The organism is Rhizobium sp. 01N424, from assembly GCF_056399485.1.
The window spans coordinates 743,405-760,969 of record NZ_JBFTRK010000002.1 but is presented as its reverse complement, the minus strand read 5'-3'; the positions used below and the strand labels follow the sequence as shown (position 1 = coordinate 760,969).

At 61.9% G+C, this 17,565-nt stretch carries 12 protein-coding genes and 2 pseudogenes; 6 read left to right on the top strand and 8 right to left on the bottom strand.

The window, feature by feature from the left end:
- Positions 1-96 precede the first annotated feature (96 nt).
- Complete coding sequence (locus AC1DNK_RS09505) at positions 97-1,950, bottom strand: M3 family oligoendopeptidase (RefSeq protein WP_477940650.1); 1,854 nt, start codon at positions 1,948-1,950, stop codon at positions 97-99.
- Positions 1,951-2,157: 207 nt separating this feature from the next.
- Here AC1DNK_RS09505 and AC1DNK_RS09500 point away from each other — a divergent pair.
- The 3 genes and pseudogenes from AC1DNK_RS09500 to AC1DNK_RS09490 all read left to right on the top strand — a co-directional run.
- Positions 2,158-3,421 (top strand): annotated as a pseudogene (locus AC1DNK_RS09500) (sigma-54-dependent transcriptional regulator); the annotation flags it as partial.
- A gap of 83 nt (positions 3,422-3,504) precedes the next feature.
- Positions 3,505-3,711 (top strand): annotated as a pseudogene (locus AC1DNK_RS09495) (helix-turn-helix domain-containing protein); the annotation flags it as partial.
- Positions 3,712-3,889: 178 nt separating this feature from the next.
- Positions 3,890-5,743 (top strand): peptidoglycan L,D-endopeptidase MepK, encoded by a 1,854-nt coding sequence (locus AC1DNK_RS09490; protein ID WP_112385517.1) that lies wholly within the window; start codon positions 3,890-3,892, stop codon positions 5,741-5,743.
- 127 nt (positions 5,744-5,870) lie between these two features.
- On the opposite strand, the gene AC1DNK_RS09485 is transcribed toward AC1DNK_RS09490, so the two are convergent.
- The 3 genes from AC1DNK_RS09485 to AC1DNK_RS09475 all read right to left on the bottom strand — a co-directional run bounded on the left by AC1DNK_RS09485 (position 5,871) and on the right by AC1DNK_RS09475 (position 7,333).
- Entirely contained in the window at positions 5,871-6,134 is a 264-nt protein-coding gene (locus AC1DNK_RS09485) for a DUF2312 domain-containing protein (protein ID WP_007822869.1), read from the bottom strand.
- A 91-nt stretch (positions 6,135-6,225) separates the two neighbouring features.
- Positions 6,226-6,531, bottom strand: a complete 306-nt coding sequence (locus AC1DNK_RS09480) for a DUF1244 domain-containing protein (RefSeq protein WP_477940648.1) — start codon at positions 6,529-6,531, stop codon at positions 6,226-6,228.
- A gap of 10 nt (positions 6,532-6,541) precedes the next feature.
- Positions 6,542-7,333 carry an N-formylglutamate amidohydrolase gene (locus AC1DNK_RS09475; RefSeq protein WP_477940932.1) on the bottom strand — a complete coding sequence of 264 codons (792 nt, stop codon included), beginning with the start codon at positions 7,331-7,333 and terminating at the stop codon, positions 6,542-6,544.
- Between the two features lie 219 nt (positions 7,334-7,552).
- On the opposite strand from AC1DNK_RS09475, the gene AC1DNK_RS09470 reads away from it, so the two are divergent.
- The gene (locus AC1DNK_RS09470) at positions 7,553-8,023 is read left to right on the top strand and encodes a DUF1036 domain-containing protein (protein WP_112385515.1); all 471 of its coding nucleotides are present in this window, start codon (positions 7,553-7,555) and stop codon (positions 8,021-8,023) included.
- Positions 8,023-9,462: a pyruvate kinase gene (gene pyk, locus AC1DNK_RS09465; RefSeq protein ID WP_477940646.1), complete on the top strand. Its 1,440-nt coding sequence runs from the start codon at positions 8,023-8,025 to the stop codon at positions 9,460-9,462. The genes AC1DNK_RS09470 and pyk overlap by 1 nt, the downstream gene beginning before the upstream one ends.
- A 70-nt stretch (positions 9,463-9,532) precedes the next feature.
- Here the strand turns inward: pyk and AC1DNK_RS09460 are convergent, their stop codons facing one another.
- The 3 genes from AC1DNK_RS09460 to AC1DNK_RS09450 are packed head-to-tail and all read right to left on the bottom strand — an operon-like array spanning position 9,533 to position 10,901.
- Positions 9,533-10,087: a DUF4865 family protein gene (locus AC1DNK_RS09460; RefSeq protein ID WP_477940644.1), complete on the bottom strand. Its 555-nt coding sequence runs from the start codon at positions 10,085-10,087 to the stop codon at positions 9,533-9,535.
- Entirely contained in the window at positions 10,084-10,485 is a 402-nt protein-coding gene (locus AC1DNK_RS09455; protein WP_477940642.1) for a cupin domain-containing protein, read from the bottom strand. Before AC1DNK_RS09455 ends, AC1DNK_RS09460 begins: the two co-directional genes overlap by 4 nt.
- Positions 10,482-10,901, bottom strand: coding sequence for a tautomerase family protein (locus AC1DNK_RS09450; RefSeq protein WP_477940641.1), 420 nt, complete (start codon positions 10,899-10,901; stop codon positions 10,482-10,484). Before AC1DNK_RS09450 ends, AC1DNK_RS09455 begins: the two co-directional genes overlap by 4 nt.
- A 104-nt stretch (positions 10,902-11,005) precedes the next feature.
- On the opposite strand from AC1DNK_RS09450, the gene AC1DNK_RS09445 reads away from it, so the two are divergent.
- A complete protein-coding gene (locus tag AC1DNK_RS09445) occupies positions 11,006-11,923 on the top strand; it encodes a LysR substrate-binding domain-containing protein (RefSeq protein ID WP_477940930.1) in 918 nt (305 codons plus the stop codon).
- Positions 11,924-11,994: 71 nt separating this feature from the next.
- Here AC1DNK_RS09445 and AC1DNK_RS09440 read toward each other — a convergent pair whose 3' ends face one another.
- A complete protein-coding gene (locus tag AC1DNK_RS09440) occupies positions 11,995-17,457 on the bottom strand; it encodes a beta strand repeat-containing protein (RefSeq protein WP_477940639.1) in 5,463 nt (1,820 codons plus the stop codon).
- Positions 17,458-17,565 lie beyond the last annotated feature (108 nt).

The following is a 17,565-nucleotide window of genomic DNA, read 5'->3' as shown; positions in this document are numbered from 1 at the left end:
GGCAGCAAGGACGGCGTAACCCGCCTGACATGCGGAAAGCCGTCTCGCTGATCGCCCTTCGTCGACCTTCTCCCCGCGAGAAGGAGGCCTATCGCTTCAGCCCTTATCCAAAGCTTCCAGTTCGTCGATCAGCCCCTCGATCATCGACAGTCCCTTGCTCCAGAACGACGGATCGGTGGCATCCAGGCCGAAGGGCTTCAGGAGTTCGGAATGGTGCTTGGTGCCGCCGGCTTTCAGCAGCTCGAAATACTTGTCCTGAAAACCCTTGTCGGCCTTCTGGTAGACGGCATAGAGCGAATTCACCAGGCAGTCGCCGAAGGCGTAGGCATAGACGTAGAAGGGCGAGTGGATGAAGTGCGGGATATAGGTCCAGTAGGTCTCGTAACCCTCGGAAATCTTGATCGCCGGTCCGAGGCTCTCGGACTGGACCGACAGCCAGAGCTCGCCGATATCGTCGGAGGTCAGCTCGCCGGCCTTGCGGGCGGTGTGCAGCTTGCGCTCGAATTCGTAGAACGCGATCTGGCGCACGACCGTGTTGATCATGTCCTCGACCTTCTGGGCAAGCATCGCCTTGCGCTCGCGCTTGTCCGCCGTCTTGTCGAGCAGGGCGCGGAAGGTCAGCATCTCGCCGAAGACGGAGGCGGTCTCGGCCAGCGTCAGCGGCGTCTGGCACATCAGCGCGCCCTGTCCGCCGGCAAGAACCTGATGCACGCCATGGCCAAGCTCATGGGCGAGCGTCATCACGTCGCGCGGCTTGCCCATATAGTTGACGAGCACATAGGGATGGGCCGACGGCACCGTCGGATGCGCGAAGGCGCCGGGCGCCTTGCCGGGGCGAACCGGCGCGTCGATCCACTGTTCGTCGAAGAAGCGCCTGGCGATGTCGGCCATCTCGGGGGCGAAATTGCCATAGGCGGAGAGAACGGTATCCTTCGCCTCGTTCCAGGAAATGACGGCGTTCGAGGTTTCCGGCAGTGGCGCGTTGCGGTCCCAGAAATTCATCTGGTCCATTCCGAGCCATTTCGCCTTCATCTTGTAATAGCGGTGCGACAGCCGCGGATAGGCCTGCTTGACGGCGGCGGCCAAAGCATCGACCACTTCGCGCTCGACGCGGTTGGCAAGGTGCCTGGAGTCGGCGATATCCTCGAAACCGCGCCAGCGGTCGGCGATATCCTTATCCTTGGCGAGCGTATTGGTGATCAGCGTGAAGACGCGGATGTTGGCCTTGAAGGTTTCGGCCAGCGCCATCGCCGCCTTGTGGCGGGCTTCCGGGTCGGGGTCCTGCAGCATGTTGAGCGCGACTTCGAGCGACACCTTCTCACCGTCGATCTCATAGCGAAGCTCGGCCATCGTCTCGTCGAACAGGCGGTTGAAGGCGGCGGCCGATGTCATCGACTTCTCGAGGAAGAGTTGCTCCAGCTTGTCATCCAGCTGATAGGGCTTGTCCTTGCGCAGGTCGACCAGCCAGGGGCGGTAGTGCCCGGCGGCCGGGTCGTTTTCCATGCAGGCATCCATGACGGCGTCGTCGATGCGGTTCAGTTCCAGTGCGAAAAACAAGAGGTGGCCTGAGAATTCGGTGATGCGCGCCTGCACGTCGCCGTAGAGCTTGCCGTTAACGGCGCTCGTCGTGTCGGAGAAATAGGTGAGGCCGGCAAAGGAGCCGAGACGGCCAATGATGTCGTCGAGCGCTTCATATTCCTTCAGCGCCTGGCCGATGCCATCGGCGCCGGTCTTGGTGGCGGCTTCGGCAAGCTTGCCTTTCCATTTCTCCTCGAAGGCGACCGCGTTCTTGCCTGCCTTTTCCATGTCACTGGTAAAGGCCGTCGAGGTTGCCGAAGGGTAGAGGTCCTGCAGTTTCCAGACCGGAAGGTCGCCGAGGGCAGCGTCGGCCGCGCCACCGGCAGATGTTGCCGAGAAATTAAGACCGGCAGCGTTGAGCGCAAGATTCATGGCGAAGCTCCTCTTCCTCATTCAAACAGGTCTGACTACCTAAGCGCCGGAAGGTCCCGCATCAAGGGGCTTTTGGCGCGTTAAAGGCCCCGGTTCGATACGGATTCGCCATCGTCACAATCGTTAAAATGCAATTATTTCTCAAAACTGGATGTTCAAGCCTTTCAGGCAGAGTGCAACCTAGGTTTCGCATGAAGTGAGGCGACAATGACCGGTTACAATGAGCTCAAAGGGGCAGGGCAGATACTCGTGGTCGAGGATGACCCGGTACAGCGCCGTCTGTTGAAGAACGCAATCGAGCGCCACGGGCACGTCGTCCATCAGGCAGAAAACGGCCGCATTGGCCTGGAGATGGTCAAGCGCGATGCTGGCCTCTTCAATGTGATCGTGCTCGATCTGATGATGCCGGAGATGACCGGTCTCGAATTCCTGGAAGCGGTGCACGAATTCGGCACACAGATCCCGGTGATCGTGCAGACCGGGCAGGGCGGCATCGAAACGGTTGTCCAGGCGATGCGCGCCGGCGCCTTCGATTTCGTCGTCAAGCCTGTCTCGCCCGAGCGGATCGCCACCTCGATCGCCAATGCGATGAAGCTCGACCAGCGCGAAGTGAAGGCCCGCTCCGGCCGCCGTTCACGCTCCGGCGTCGTTGGTTTCGATGATATCGTTTCGGCAAGCCCGGCAATGCTTCGTGTCATTGATCTGGCGCAGCGCGCCGCTCAGTCGAATATCCCGGTTGTTCTCGAAGGTGAGTCCGGCGTCGGCAAGGAGCTTGTTGCCCGGGCGATCCAGTCTGCCGGCGACCGTTCCGGCAAGCCGTTCGTGACCGTCAACTGTGGTGCTATCCCGCATAATCTGGTCGAGAGCATTCTGTTCGGCCATGAGAAGGGTGCCTTTACCGGTGCGACCGAGCGCCATACCGGCAAGTTCATGGAGGCCGATGGCGGCACGATCTTCCTCGATGAGATCGGCGATCTGCCGCTTGAGGTTCAGGTCAAGCTGTTGCGCGCCGTCCAGCAGGGCGAGATCGAGACTGTCGGTGCCCGCACCGCACATAAGGTCAATGTCCGGCTGATTTCGGCGACCAACAAGGATCTGATCGAGGAGGTCAAGAACGGCCACTTCCGCGAGGATCTCTATTACCGCCTCAACGTCTTCCCGATCACGATTCCGGCGCTGCGCAAGCGCAAGGAAGACATTCCGCATCTGGTACGCGTCTTCACCGACCGGTTCTCATCGGAGCAGAAGAACGGCCATCGCATGACCGTCAATTCCGGTGCGCTGGCACTGCTGACGGCTTACGACTGGCCGGGCAACATCCGGCAGCTGGAAAACGCCATCTTCCGTGCTGTCGTTCTGGCGGAAGGCTCTGAGCTGACGGAGTCGGACTTCCCGCAGATTGCGGCGCAGCTGCCGGAATATGATGTGATCGATCACCTGGCGCTGGTCGCCGACAACACGCATCGCGATCACGATGCGGAGTTCGCGGCATCCGACTACAGCGTTCCGCCGCCCTCGGCTCTCGATGCTGCGCATCGTCACGCGGATAGCGCCGAAAACGCGATCGCGAGCGTCAATCCGGCCGGCGAGGTAAGGAAACTTGCTGATGTCGAAGAGGAGTTGATCCGATTCGCCCTTAAATTCTACCGGGGCCAGATGAGTCAAGTGGCGAGGAAACTGGGGATCGGCCGTTCGACGCTGTATCGAAAGCTGAAGGACTACGGCATCGACCCCGATAATCCCCAGAAGGACGCCGCTTAGTCCACAATCCGTTAATATTCCCGCAAGCATGTTCGGTTACTGTTCATAAACCACTTGTTAGTCGATCGTTGACTATGTAAAGAAAAGGTTGATCGTGTGTGGCATTTTTGCCATCGTGTCACCGCATTTGACAGTCATTGGGACAGCCGGACATTTGGCAGTCTGACGGGGATTGAGTTTGCCGGATCTGAATGAGCATACCAAGCCTTCGCGCTTGAGCTGGCGTACGCTGTGCGCCAACGTTGGCGGAAAGGTGGTCCGGACGGCAATGGCCGCCCTCCTCGCGCTTGCGGTATCCTCACCTGTATTCGTCGGCACGCCTTCCGAAGCGGCCGGCGAAACACGCAGCCTGAAGCTCTATTTCATCCATACGGGTGAAAAGGCCGTCATCACCTACAAGCGCAACGGCAAGTTCGACCCGAAGGGTCTTGAGCAGCTGAATCGATTCCTTCGCGACTGGCGCAAGAACCAGCCGACGAAGATGGATCCGCATCTGTTCGACCTGATCTGGGAAGTCTACCGCCAGAGTGGCTCGAAAGATTACATCAACGTCGTCTGCGGTTTCCGCTCGCCGGGCACCAATGCGATGCTGAAGTCGCGTTCGCGCAATTCCGGTGTCGCCGAGAAGAGCCAGCATATGCTCGGCAAGGCGATGGACTTCTTCATTCCTGACGTGAAGCTAGCGACGCTGCGTGCGATCGGCATGAAGATGCAGGTCGGCGGTGTCGGCTTCTATCCCAAGTCTGGTTCGCCCTTCGTGCATATGGATGTGGGCGGCGTTCGTGCCTGGCCGCGCATGAGCCGCGATGAGCTCGTCCGCCTCTTCCCGAAGGGCAACACGCTTCATATCCCTGCCGACGGCACGCCGCTTCCCGGCTACCAGCAGGCTCTGGCTGACTATAAGCGCCGCGTGAATTCCGACACGCTGGTTGCTGCGGTCGGCGGTGACAGTCTCTCTGAAACGAAGAAGCCGAAGACGCTGTTTGCAGCGTTGTTCGGTGGCGGTGCGGACGAAGAAGAGGACAGCTCGGACGATTCGGCTCCGGTCGCTGTTGCCAAGGCAACGCCGACCAAGCCTGAGGCTCCGGCTGCCGCGGCCGAGCCGGTGCAGGAAGAAGTTCAGGTTGCCGCTGTCAATGCGCCGGTTCCGCAGGTTCGTCCGGCATTCGCCGGTCAGCTGGGCGGTGGCGAAGTCGCCAATGCGATGCTTCCGGCCAATTCGGGCAATGCAGCTCAGCAGGCTCTTGCTGCCGCGACCGCGCAGGAAGATCAGCCGCAGCAGTTTGCCGATCTCAGCACCTATCATGTTCCTGTTCCGGAACTGCTTGGTCAGCGCCGCGAGCCGGGTGATGCGGAAGTGGCTTCCGTCGATCCGTCCATTCCTGTTCCGACGCCTGTTGATCGTCCTGTTGCTGCCGAAAACCTTCTGGCTGCAGCTGCTGATGCTGATCCGGATGCTGCGGGCGACGAAGCGGAAGCCGAACAGCTTTCTCCTGCCGTTGCACAGCAGCTCGACAAGGATAGCGCTGCTTCCGGTCCGCAGGTCGCTGCTCTCGCGCCGGCGACGGTCGAGCAGGCGATCAATGCCGCTATGCCCGGATCGAAGCCTGTCGCCGCCAAGACGCCGGTGCAGCTTGCAGCACTTGCACCGACAAAGTCGGCAAGCTTCGGCGATAACTTCGATCTGCCTCAGCAGCAGGTCAGCGTTGATGATGCCGTGCCTGTCACGCCGTCCAAGGGTGGACGTCCGACCAAGGCCGTTGCTGCCGCCGCCGATGCAGGCCGCGCTTCGGTTCGCACCGAGCCCAAGCTGACGCAAAAGATGATCTCGCAGTGGGCGCTCACCAATGCGCGTCTCGAAATGGTCACCAAGCCGGTCAAGGCGCCGCGCTTCGTTAGCCAGACGCTCCGCGCACAGCCGACCGCCGTCTATGCAGAAGGCTTCAACGTCAAGACCGCTTCCATCGATCCCGGCCGTTTCAGCGGCACGGCCGTCAACTTCATGGAAGTGAAGAAGTTCAACACGAACTGAGACGTCCAATCGTTTGACAAAGGCCGCTGGAGCGATCCGGCGGCTTTTTTGTTTGTGGACCCGCCAGGCCATAGAAAAAGCCGCCGAGGCGCGGGGCCTGGCGGCTTTTGAACTATGCCGTCGCGGCTCAACCTTCCGGCGGCGACTCGATCATGCCGAGCGCATGCAGGTAGGTGTCGAGGATCGCATCTTCTTCCATGCGCTCCTGCTCGTCCTTCTTGCGCAGCGCAACGACCTTCTTGAGGATCTTGGTGTCGAAGCCCATGCCCTTGGCTTCGCCGTAGACGTCCTTGATGTCGTCGGCGATGGTCTTCTTCTCTTCTTCCAGGCGTTCGATACGCTCGACAAAAGCGCGAAGCTGATCGCGGGCGACGCCGTGAGCATCAGACATCCGTGTTCTCCTGATTTTTGCGGATTGAAATTCGTGGGCGTTGACTGCCGTGAAGCGGCGCCGCGGTCAAGCCCCTTCGGCCATCATCGGCTTATTTGTGCGGGTTGTTCGTGTCGAAAGCGGCTTTCTGTGCTTCCGAAGCCTCGTTCTGGTGAAGGGTTTTCCACTGCTCGTACGGCATGCCGTAGACGATCTCGCGTGATTGATCCTTGGTGACGGCTACGCCGTTTTCCTCGGCCGCTTCCCGGTACCAGTTCGACAGGCAGTTGCGGCAGAAGCCTGCAAGGTTCATCAGGTCGATGTTCTGGACCTCGGTGCGATCGCGTAGATGCGCCACCAGCCTGCGGAAGGCGGCGGCCTCGAACTCTGTCTGCTGTTCTTTCGTCAGGTCGGTCATATCGCTTCCTTCATGCATAGGGGCCGGTGCGCGACGGGTGCACCTGGTATTCGTGCAGCGCCGGATCGGCATTCATCGCCTCGAAGACCGGTGCCAGCCGCGCCGCCCAATCGGCGATGCCGGCCTCGTCGCCGATCAGGTCCTGACGGACTTCGAGCAGGGCGTGCGGAATGCCCGATACCATGCAGTGCCGGTACATGGTGTCGCCCTTCAACGCGCCGTCATAGGGTTCGTTGTCGCCGACAATGAGATCGGGATCGGCGCGCAGCATGTCAAGCAGCGGGCCGACGGCGCGATGGTCGCTGTCCCAGAGGACGGCTGCGTGCCACGGGCGGGGAACGCCCTTCCAGGCTGGCGTATAGGAATGCAGCGACAGGACCAGCGGCGCCTTGCCGGTGGCGTTTGCCACCTTGGCGATCTCTGCTGCCAAGGCATCGTGATAGGGTCGGTGGAAGCGCTCGATACGGTTCTGCCATTCGGCGGAGGAGATCGGGTGGTTGCCCGGAATGATGGCGCCATCCGAGATCTTCATGATCAGCGTCGGGTCGTCCTCACCGCGGTTCGGATCGATCAGCAGCCGCGAGAAACCGCCGAGGACGGCGGGAACGCCGAGCCTGGCGGAGAGGCTGCGCACCAGGCCCTCGATGCCGATGTCGTAAGCAATATGCCGGGCAAAGGCCGTCTCCGGCAGGCCAAGCATGCCGTAGCTTTCCGGCAGTCGGTTCATGGCGTGATCGCCAAGGATCACCATGCCGCTGTCATGATTGCCGGGTAGGATTTCGAAGGGTTTGAAGTCTTCCATCAGCGAAGGGCCATTCGTCATTTCGGGCAAGGCGCCACTGATCGCATGCACGTGCCGGAGGTTCAAGCGGGATGAGACGGCAACAGCCGTGACTCGCCGGTCACAAGCAGGTTATGAAAGGAATATAATCGATTAGCATCGCGTTGACATTCGCGGGATGGCGGCGCAAGAAGGCACGGGAAAACGAATAACCGTGGGAGCAAATCGGAAGCCGTGTTGATGCAAGCCGCACCAAGTTTCCTCACCCGGTCCGGGCCGCTTGCCCGCCTCGCTTTGTTCGCATTCGCAGCCATGATGCCATTCTTCGCCGCAAACGCGGCACGCGCGGATTTCCGCGTCTGCAATGGCACCCAAAATCTGGTCGGCGTCGCCATCGGCTATCGTGCCAAGGATGGCTGGATCACCGAAGGCTGGTGGCAGGTCCCGGCAACGACCTGCGCGACGCTGATCGAAGGAGAGCTGCAGTCGCGATATTACTACCTCTACGCCGAAGATGCCGCCCGGGGAGGCCGTTGGACGGGCGATGTGCAGATGTGCGTAGCGGAGAACGAGTTCAAGATCACGGGCGTCAATGATTGCTATGCCCGTGGCTACCAGAAGATGGGGTTCAAGGAATATGATACGGGCCGCCAGGGTAGCTGGATGGTCCAACTTTCCGATACGCCCGGAACGCAAGAAAGCCCGAATTGATGAAGCGTAACCGCAAAGTAAAAATCCTCGCCACGCTCGGCCCCGCCTCCAGCGACGAAGCGATGATCGAAAAGCTGCACCAGGCTGGTGCCGATGTCTTCCGTATCAACATGAGCCATGCGAGCCATGACGTGATGCGCTCGCTGATCCAGCGCATCCGCTCGGTCGAAGCCCGCTCCGGCCGCCCGATCGGCATTCTCGCCGACCTGCAGGGCCCGAAGCTTCGCGTTGGCAAGTTCGCCGATACCAAGGTCGATCTGAAGCCCGGCCAGACCTTCACGCTCGACAACAACGAAGCGCCCGGTGATGCCACCCGCGTGTTCCTGCCGCACCCGGAAATCCTGGAATCGGTACAGCCGGGCCACCGCCTGCTGATCGACGACGGCAAGCTGGCGCTGCGCGCTGAAAAGTGCGACGGCAAGAGCATCGTCACCACGGTTGTCTCGGGCACCAAGATTTCCGACCGCAAGGGCGTCAGCCTTCCCGATACGTTGCTCACCGTCGGCGTCCTGACGGACAAGGACCGCGTCGATCTGGATGCTGTTCTCGCCACCGATGACGTCGACTGGGTTGCGCTCTCCTTCGTGCAGCGCCCGGAAGATCTCGCCGAAGTACGCAAGATTGCCAAGGGCCGTGTCGGCATCATGTCGAAGATCGAGAAGCCGCAGGCGATCGAGCGCATCGAAGAAATCATCGAGTTGTCCGATGCGCTGATGGTTGCCCGTGGCGACCTCGGCGTCGAAATGCCACTTGAAGCCGTTCCCGGTATCCAGAAGCAGCTGATCCGCGCCTGCCGCCGTTCGGGCAAGCCCGTCGTCGTCGCGACCCAGATGCTGGAATCGATGATCACCGCGCCGGTCCCGACCCGCGCTGAAGTCTCCGACGTCGCGACTGCCGTATTCGAAGGCGCCGACGCCGTCATGCTCTCCGCTGAATCGGCATCGGGTGACTATCCGGTCGAAGCCGTAGCCACCATGGCTTCGATCGCCACCGCCATCGAGCGCGAGCCGCATTACCCCGGTATCATCTACGCGCAGCGCGCTCAGCCCGAGGCAACCGGTGCCGACGCGATCTCGCTCGCCGGCCGCCAGATTGCCGAAACGCTGAAGCTCTCGGCGATCGTCTGTTACACCTCGTCGGGCACGACGGGTCTGCGCGCCTCGCGCGAGCGCCCGCAGGTGCCGATCCTGGCGCTGTCGCCGATCATCAAGACGGCCCGCCGTCTGGCGATCGTCTGGGGCCTGCACTGCGTCGTTACCCACGATGCGACCGACCTCGACGACATGGTCAACCGCGCCTGCCGTATCGTTGCCGACGAAGGCTTCGGCAAGCCGGGTGACCGCATCATCATCTCGGCCGGCGTTCCGCTCGGCACGCCTGGTGCGACCAACATGATCCGCATCGCCTATATCGGCTCAGACGGCCGCAGCGGCATCTGATCCTCAAAGATTGCCAGGAATACAAAACCCGCCGCGAACACGGCGGGTTTTTTCTTTTGGGCAGATCGGCTTAGGCGGGCAGGGACATATGACCGACCCGGTAGATCTGGCCATCACCTGATATCAGCGGCGCGCCGCGATAAAGCGTGAAGCGGACGAGCGACCACGTCGTCGCTTCGAAGGCCGAGATTGCGGCCAGCACATCGCGCCTGCTGCCTGCTCGCGACGCACGCTCCGTTTCCTGCACTTTCAATCCGGCAAGATCCGCGTGCGGCTCGATAGGCAACACCTCGCTTGAAGCAAACTGCGCCTTGCCGAGATCGGGCGCAGTGGCTGCGTGCCAGACCATCCACTGCCGGATACTCGGGCGGCCGAAGGACTGGGTCAGTGCCTCAAAGCCCGGCCCAGTGATGAAATTGCTGGCGCCTTCGGGTCCGTTCCAGAGATAGAAGGGCGCATAGAGATTTTCCGCACTGCCGAACTCGCCCTTTCTGGCGCTGAGATAGGCTTTGAAACCCAGATGCGGCAAGCCATCCGTTCCCGGCCCACGGTCGCGGATGCGGCGGTCGATGATGCCCATGTCGTAATCGGCGGGTAGCGTGAAGCTGTATTGCATGGCGATCATCGGGATACCTCCACGGGCTCCAGCCAGTCGACGATGCGTTCACCGTCGGTCGCCTGGATGCTGATGTAGCTGAAAGGGCTGCCGACGGCCGCGCCATGCCAATGCTTCTCATGTGGGGCGAACCAGACGGCGTCGCCGGTTCTGAGTTCCTCCACCGGGCCGCCGTCGCGCTGGGCGCGGCCGATGCCGGAGAGGACATAGAGCAGCTGACCGCGCGGATGCGTGTGCCAGTTGGTGACGGTGCCGGGATCGAGTGTTGCCCGCATGGCCGTGTTCTCGCCGCGAGATTCGCCTTCGAGCAGCATCTCGACCCAGAAGGGTGCCGATGCCACGCCATCGGGCGAGCGCGTGACGTTTCCCGGTCGGCGGATGGTCATCGTGAGAGGATTGCCGCTCATGACGGCTCTCCCATGGCGCGGGCGCGCCAGCCTTCATCCGCCATCTGCGCCAAGCCGTCGCCGAAGGACCATTCGTCGGGCTGAGAGCTGACGATGGTGATCATGATGTCTTCCTTCCGAAGCCCCGGCGCCTCGCTCAGCAATTCGGCGGCGCGCTTGAAGAAGGCCTTGCGCATCTCCGTCGTCCGCGGCCGGCCGGCGCGGATTGCGAAGAGCACGAAGTCGTCGGAGCGTGGACCGGCGAGATAGTTGCGGTCGAAGATCAGTTCGCCCGGCTCATGCTGCTGGATTTCGTGGAAACGGTCGGCAGGTGGCACGTCGAACGCCTCGACGAGCGCGCGATGGATGCCGTCCGAAAGGGCGCGCAGGTATTCCGGCGATTTGCCTTTGAGAAGGGAGATGCGAACGAAGGGCATGGGAGCCTCCTGTTTGAAATCTTGACAGGAGGAGCATCGCACGACAGATTGATCCATAAAATCAGAATATACTGAACATATGATCCTGAAAAATAGGATTGATGATGCGCAAGACGAATTTCGATCTGGATGTTCTTCGAACCTTCGCGACCGGCATGGAGCTCGGCAATTTCGCGAAGGCTTCCGAACGTCTGGGACGTTCGACATCCGCCGTCAGCGCGCAATTGAAGAAGCTCGAAGAGCAGGCGGGAACACCGATCTTCCGCAAGGCCGGGCGTGGTCTGGCGCTGACAGAGGCGGGCGAGACGATGCTTGCCTATGCCCGCCGTCTGCTTGAACTGAACGATGAGGCGGTCGCGGCAATCCAGAGCGTCGAGCTGGAGGGCTGGGTGCGGCTCGGGCTGCAGGAGGATTTCGGCGAGACCGTGCTGCCCGATGTGCTCGGGCGTTTTGCCCGGGCGCACCCAAGGGTCCGGATCGAAGCGCGTGTCGTCCGCAATATCGAACTGATCGAGCGGGTGACAACTGGCAAGCTCGATCTGGCGCTCGCCTGGAGCAACGGCACGGTGACGGCGCCTTGCGAGACGATCGGCGAAGTTCCCATGCAGTGGATCGGCCCGGCCTCGGGGCCATCACCGTGGAGCGCCGAAAGCGGGGAGCCGCTGCCGCTGGCCTCGCTTGAAGCTCCGTGCCTGCTGCGGACCGCGGCCACCAATGCTCTCGACCGCGCCAACATCCCCTGGCGCCTTTCCTTCGTCAGTCCCAGCCTCGGCGGGCTGTGGGCAGCGACCGCGGCAGGCCTCGGGATCACCATCCGCACGCCGATCGGTCTGCCGTCAAAAGTCGGAGCGCTTGCGCCCGGCGCCGCCGGACTGCCGTCGCTGCCATCGCTCGGGCTCGTGCTGCACCGCGCGGAAGCGGATGCGGATGCAGCAACCGCGCGCCTTGCCTCCCTCGTCCTGCAATCCGTCCGCGAGGCGTTGGTCAACGCGATACCGGTGAAGGGGCTTGCTGGCGGTTAGGCTTCTGCCACAGCTGAATTGATAGCCGCTCCCGATCCTTGATGGGGAGCGGCCAGGAACCGGAGACCGCTCTAGAAGTCGCTATAGGCCGCCACAACGGCTGCAACCTGTTGGTCGTTCATGGCCAGGACCTGAGGGCTTGTGAAGGCGTTGGCGTGGTTCTTGTCGAGACCCCTGAGGTCCTCGACGGAAAGTCCGGAAATCGCCCCGGTGTCGATGGCGGCGATGTCTTCGACGGAGAACTTCGCCACATCCTCGGGCGCCATTGCGGCGAGCTGTGCGGCACTCAGCTTTGCCGTCTGCGCCGGTGTGAAGTCTTCAATCTGGTCAGCCGTCATCGCGGCGATCTGGGCTGGCGTGAAACCGACGACAGCCGTGTCGCTGAATTTGCCGATCTGTGCGGCGGTCAGACTGCCGATCTGCACGGCACTCATCCCGCCTAGCTGGGCGGCAGTCAGAGCGCCGAGCTGAGCGTCTGTGAACTTGGCAAGCTGAGCCGGGCTGAAGCTCGGAATCTGCTGCGGCGTCAGCCCCTTCAGCTGATCGGGGCCGAGCTTGCCGAGCTGGCTATCGCTGAGGGCAGCGATGACGTCGCTCCGCAGGCCGATCATCGCCCTGGCATTGATGGCGCCGATTGCGTCGGTCGTCAGCTTGGAGGCGTTTGCGACAGTCAATCCGGCCACCTGCAGGGCGGTGAGGACGCCAATCTGAGCCGGGGTCAACCCTGCCACCTGATCGGGCGTCATGGCCGTAATCTGGCTTGCCTTAAGGCCGACGGTGGCGGTCGCGCTGATCTTGCCAATCTGCGCGGGAGAAAGCGCCGCGATCTGGCCGTTGGTCAGTGCGCCAGCCTGTGTTGCCGACAGGGCGCCGACCTGGTCGTCGGTGAGCCCGCCAAGCTGTGCAGGCGTGAGGCCCGGGATCTGCGCCGGAAGGAGGCCGGCGATCTGCTCCTTGCTGAGCTTGCCGATCTGTTCGGTACTCAGGGCCGCGATCGCGTCATTCTTCAGGCCGGCTATCGCCGCTGGGCTGATAGCCGCCACTTCGTCGGCAGTGAATTTCGCAATGTCTTGCGGGCTCAGGGCGGCCACCTGAGCGGCCGTCATTGCGCCGACCTGGGCAACGCTGAGCGCTTCAAGCTGCGTATCCGACATGGCGGCGATCTGCGCCGGCGTCAGGCCGGCAACCGCAGCGTTGTTCAGCTGGCCGATCTGGGTAGCGGAGAGAGCCGCAATCTGATCGTTGGTCAACGCCCCGGTTTGCACCGCCGACAGCGCGCCCATCTGCTCGTCCGTGAACTTGCTGAGCTGGGCCGGCGTGAAACCGGGCATCTGCGATGCGGTCAAAGCCTTGAGCTTGTCAGCGCCGAGCTTGGCGATCTGGCTGTCGCTGAGGACGCTGATGGCCTCCGGCTTGAGGCCGCCAATCGCGGTGGCGCCGATGGCCGCGAAGGCATCGTCGCTCAGCTTGCTGACAGCGAGCGCGCTGAAGCCGGCGACCTGTGCCGCAGTCAGCAAAGCGCTCTTGTCCGCAGTGATCGTGGCTACCTGATCTGGCGTCATCGCCGCGATCTGCGTAGCGGTCAGGCCGGCAAAGGCGGTATTGCTGATTTGACCGATCTGAGCGGCAGTAAGGCTGCTGATCTGTGTGCCGGTCAGTGCGCCGACCTGAACCGCGGATAGTGCGCCTATCTGCTGCTCGGTAAGTTTGCCGAGCTGTGCTGCGGTGAAGCCCGGGGTTTGCTGTGCAGTGACCGACGCGATCTGTTCCGCGCTCAGTTTTCCGATCTGGCTGTCGCTCAAGGCGGCAATCGCCTCGTTGGTCAGGCCGGCGATGGCTTTGGGATTGATCGCGGCAAATGCCTCGTCGCCAAGCTTGACGATATTTGCTGCCGTCAGGCCAGCCGTTTGTGCCGCGGTCAAGGCACCGGCCTGCGCGGCCGTAAGCCCGGCAATCTGGTCAGCCGTCATTGCGGCAATCTGAGAGGCCTTCAAACCGGCAAAAACCGCAGTGCTCAGCTGTCCTATCTGCGCACCGGACAGACCTGATATCTGGTCATTGGTCAGCGAACCGGCCTGCGCCGCCGTTATCGCGCCGATCTGTTCTTCAGTGAACTTACCGAGCTGCGTTGCCGTCAAGCTGGCAACTTGGCTGGGCAGCAAGCCTGCGATCTGTTCAGCACTCAACTTGCCGATCTGGCTTGGGGTGAGAGCGGCGATCACTGCGTTGGTCAGACCGGAAATGGACTTGGGATTGATCGCGGCAATCTCTTCGTCGGAGAACTTGGCTATGTCGGCCGCGGTGAGCGCACCAATCTGAGCTGCCGTCAGCGCGCCGGCTTGGGCGACACTCAGGCCTTCGCGCTGCGCTTCCGTCATATCGGCAATCTGCGTGGGTTTAAGGCCTGCAACGGCCGCGCTGCTGAGCTGGCCGATCTGCGCCGCGGACAGACCTGCGATCTGCTCCTTGGTCAGCGCGCCGACCTGAGCCGCTGAGAGCGCGCCAACCTGCTCGTCGGTGAACTTGCCGAGCTGAGCGGCAGTGAAGCCACCCATCTGCGCTACGGTGAATGCCTTGATCTGGTCGGCGCTGAGTTCGCCGATCTGGGTGTCGGTCAGAGCAGCGATCGTTTCGTTCTTCATGCCCGTAATCGCCTTAGGGGGGATGGCGGCGACAACATCGACGGGCAGTTTCGTGGAATTGCCCGGGTTCACCCCGGCAACCTGCGCAGCGGCAAGAACAGCGGCCTGCGCTGCTGTCAGTCCGGACAGTTGGTCGGCGCTCATCGCCGCGATCTGCGCCGCCTTCAAACCGGCAATGGCCGCGTTGCTGAGTTCACCGATCTGAGCAGGCGTCAGTGCAGCAATCTGGGCCGTACCAAGCGATGCGGCTTGAGCTCCAGACAGCGCGTTGATCTGCTCGTCGCTGAAACCTCTGAGCTGATCAGGGGTGAAGCTGGCTATTTGAGATGCCGTAAACGCCTTGATCTGCGTAGCGCTCAACATCGTGATCTGGTCGTTGCTGAGCGCTGCAATCGCCTCGCTCTTCAGGCCGCCGATTGCCTTGGTGTTGAGGGCGGCAATGGCTTCGTCGCTCAGCTTGGTGACGTTGGTTGCCGTAAGACCGGCAGTCTGCGCTGCCGTCAGCGCCCCGGCCTGGGCTGCCGTGAGACCGGCAAGCTGGTCAGCCGTCATCGCGCCGATCTGCGTTGCCTTGAGGCCGGATATGGCCGCATTGCTAAGCTGGCCGATCTGGATATCGGAAAATCCGCCGATCTGGGCGTTGGTCAGCGCACCGGTCTGCGTTGCCGACAAAGCTTTCATCTGTGTTTCGGAAAACGTTCCGAGCTGGGCAGGGCTGAAGCTTGCAATCTGTTTGGCGGTCAATGCTTTCATCTGATCCGCACTCAGCATGCTGATCTGCGTGTCGGTGAGTGCAGCGATGGTATTGGCCGGCAATGCGCCAATGGCCTTGGGGCTGATGGCCGCGATCTCGTCGTCCGAGAATGTGGCGATATCCTCCGGCGTCAATGCGCCGACCTGCGTTGCCGTCAGGGCAGCAACCTGTGCAACGCTTAGACCCTCAAGCTGCTCGGCCGTCATCGCAGCGATCTGGCTCGCCTTGAGAACGCTCAGCGCCGTGTTGCTGAGCTGGCCGATCTGGGCACCGGAAAGGCCGCTGATCTGATCGTTGGTCAGCGCACCAGCCTGGGTTATCGACAGAGCCTTGATCTGTACGTCGGAAAAGGTGCCGAACTGAGCAGGTGTCAGGCTGGCGAACTGCTTTGCCGTCAGCGCTCTGATCTGCAGCGTGCTCAATGAGGCGACCTGGTCATTTCCCAGTGCTGCGATGATCTCGTTCTTCAAGCCGCCGATGGCCTTTGGATTGATCGCCGCAAAGGCCTCCGCGCTCATCTTCGAAATGTTTTCGACGCCGAAGCCGGCAACCTGCAGGGTGCTCATCGCCGCCATCTGCGCTGCAGTCATGCCGGCCACTTGATCCGCGCTCATGGCCGCGATCTGTGTCGGCTTCAGACCCGGGGTGGCCGCAGTGTTGAGCTGGCCGATCTGTGTGCCGGAAAGGCCGGCAATCTGCGCGTTGGTCAGCGCACCAACCTGTGCTGCGGACAATGCATTGATCTGCACGCCTGAGAAAGTGGCGATCTGATCCGGCGTGAAGCTGGCGATCTGCTTCGCCGTCAGCGACTTGATCTGATTGGCGCTCAGTTTGGCAATCTGATCGTTACCAAGTGCCGCAATTGCCGCATTGCTAAGGCCACTGGGCCATTTGATGGCTGCGATGGCGTCTCCGCTCAGCCCGGTGACATTGGTGGCGCTAAAGCCGGCAACCTGGGAAGCTGTGAGAAGTCCTGCTTGCGCAGCCGTCAAACCGGCCACCTGATCCGCCCGCATCACGGCAATCTGCGCCGCCTTCAGACCGCTGATGCCCCCAGTGCTAAGCTGGCCGATCTGCGCTGCCGTCAGGCCGCCGATCTGGTCATTGGTCAGTGCGCCGGTCTGGGTGGCCGACAGTGCCTTGATCTGCAGGTCGGAGAATGCACCGAGATGGTCCGGCGTTATGCTGGCAACCTGCTTTACCGTCAGCATTCTGATCTGATCGGCGCTCAATTTGGAAATCTGCTCGCCGCTGAGAGCCGCGATCGCTTCGGGCTTCAGCGCGGCAAACGCCTTGGCGCTGATTGCTCCGATTTCGTCGGGCGAGAATTTGGCGATGTCATCGGCGCCCAGCGCGCCAACCTGGGTTGCGGTCAGTGCGGCTGCCTGGGCCACACTGAGGCCTTCAAGCTGGATATCGCTCATCGCGGCGATCTGTGTTGCCTTCAGACCTGTGATGGCCGTGTTGCTGAGGCTTGCGATCTGTGTGGCAGTCAGTCCGACGATTTGTGTGTTGGACAGCGTGCCGACTTGGGCTGCCGACAGTGCGCCGATCTGGCTATCGGAGAACGACGCGATCTGGCCTGGCGTCAAGCCGGCGATCTGCTTTGCCGTCAGCGCCTTGATCTGATCGGTGCTCAACGCGGCGATCTGCTCGCCACTGAGAGCGGAAACTGCTTCGGTCTGCAAGCCGCCGATGGCCTTGGGGCTGATCGCCCCGACGTCTTCTGCCGAAAACCTGGCGATATCCTCCGCCCCGAGCGAAGCAATCTGGGATGCGCTCAGGCCCTTGATCTGATCGGGCGTCAGATCCTCGATCTGCTCGGGGTTGAGGACAGCAAGCTGGGTCGTGCTCAAGGCGGCGATCTGAGCCCCGCCAAGCGCGGCAAGTTTCGCGGCGTCGATCGCTGCGAGTAGCTCCGGTCCCAGACCGGCAATCGCACCGGTCGATATGGCACCAAGCTGAGCTGAGTCGAGCTGTCTGATATCTTCCGCTTCGAGCGCAGAAATCTGCGTCTTGCTGAGAACCCTCACCTGATCAGGAGAGAGCGAGCCGATATCCTCGGCCGAAAGCTCCTTGATCGTCTTCGTCGAGAGAGCTCTGATCTGGGCGGTCGTAAAGGAAGCGATCGAGGTCATCTAGTTGCCCTTGCACTGGCGTTGCCGGTAACCGTCTCACGTCTGATGTCCAAAGGTTCGCACGCACCGCCTTCGGGCGGTTTGCAACAAACGCAACGGAACAAGACG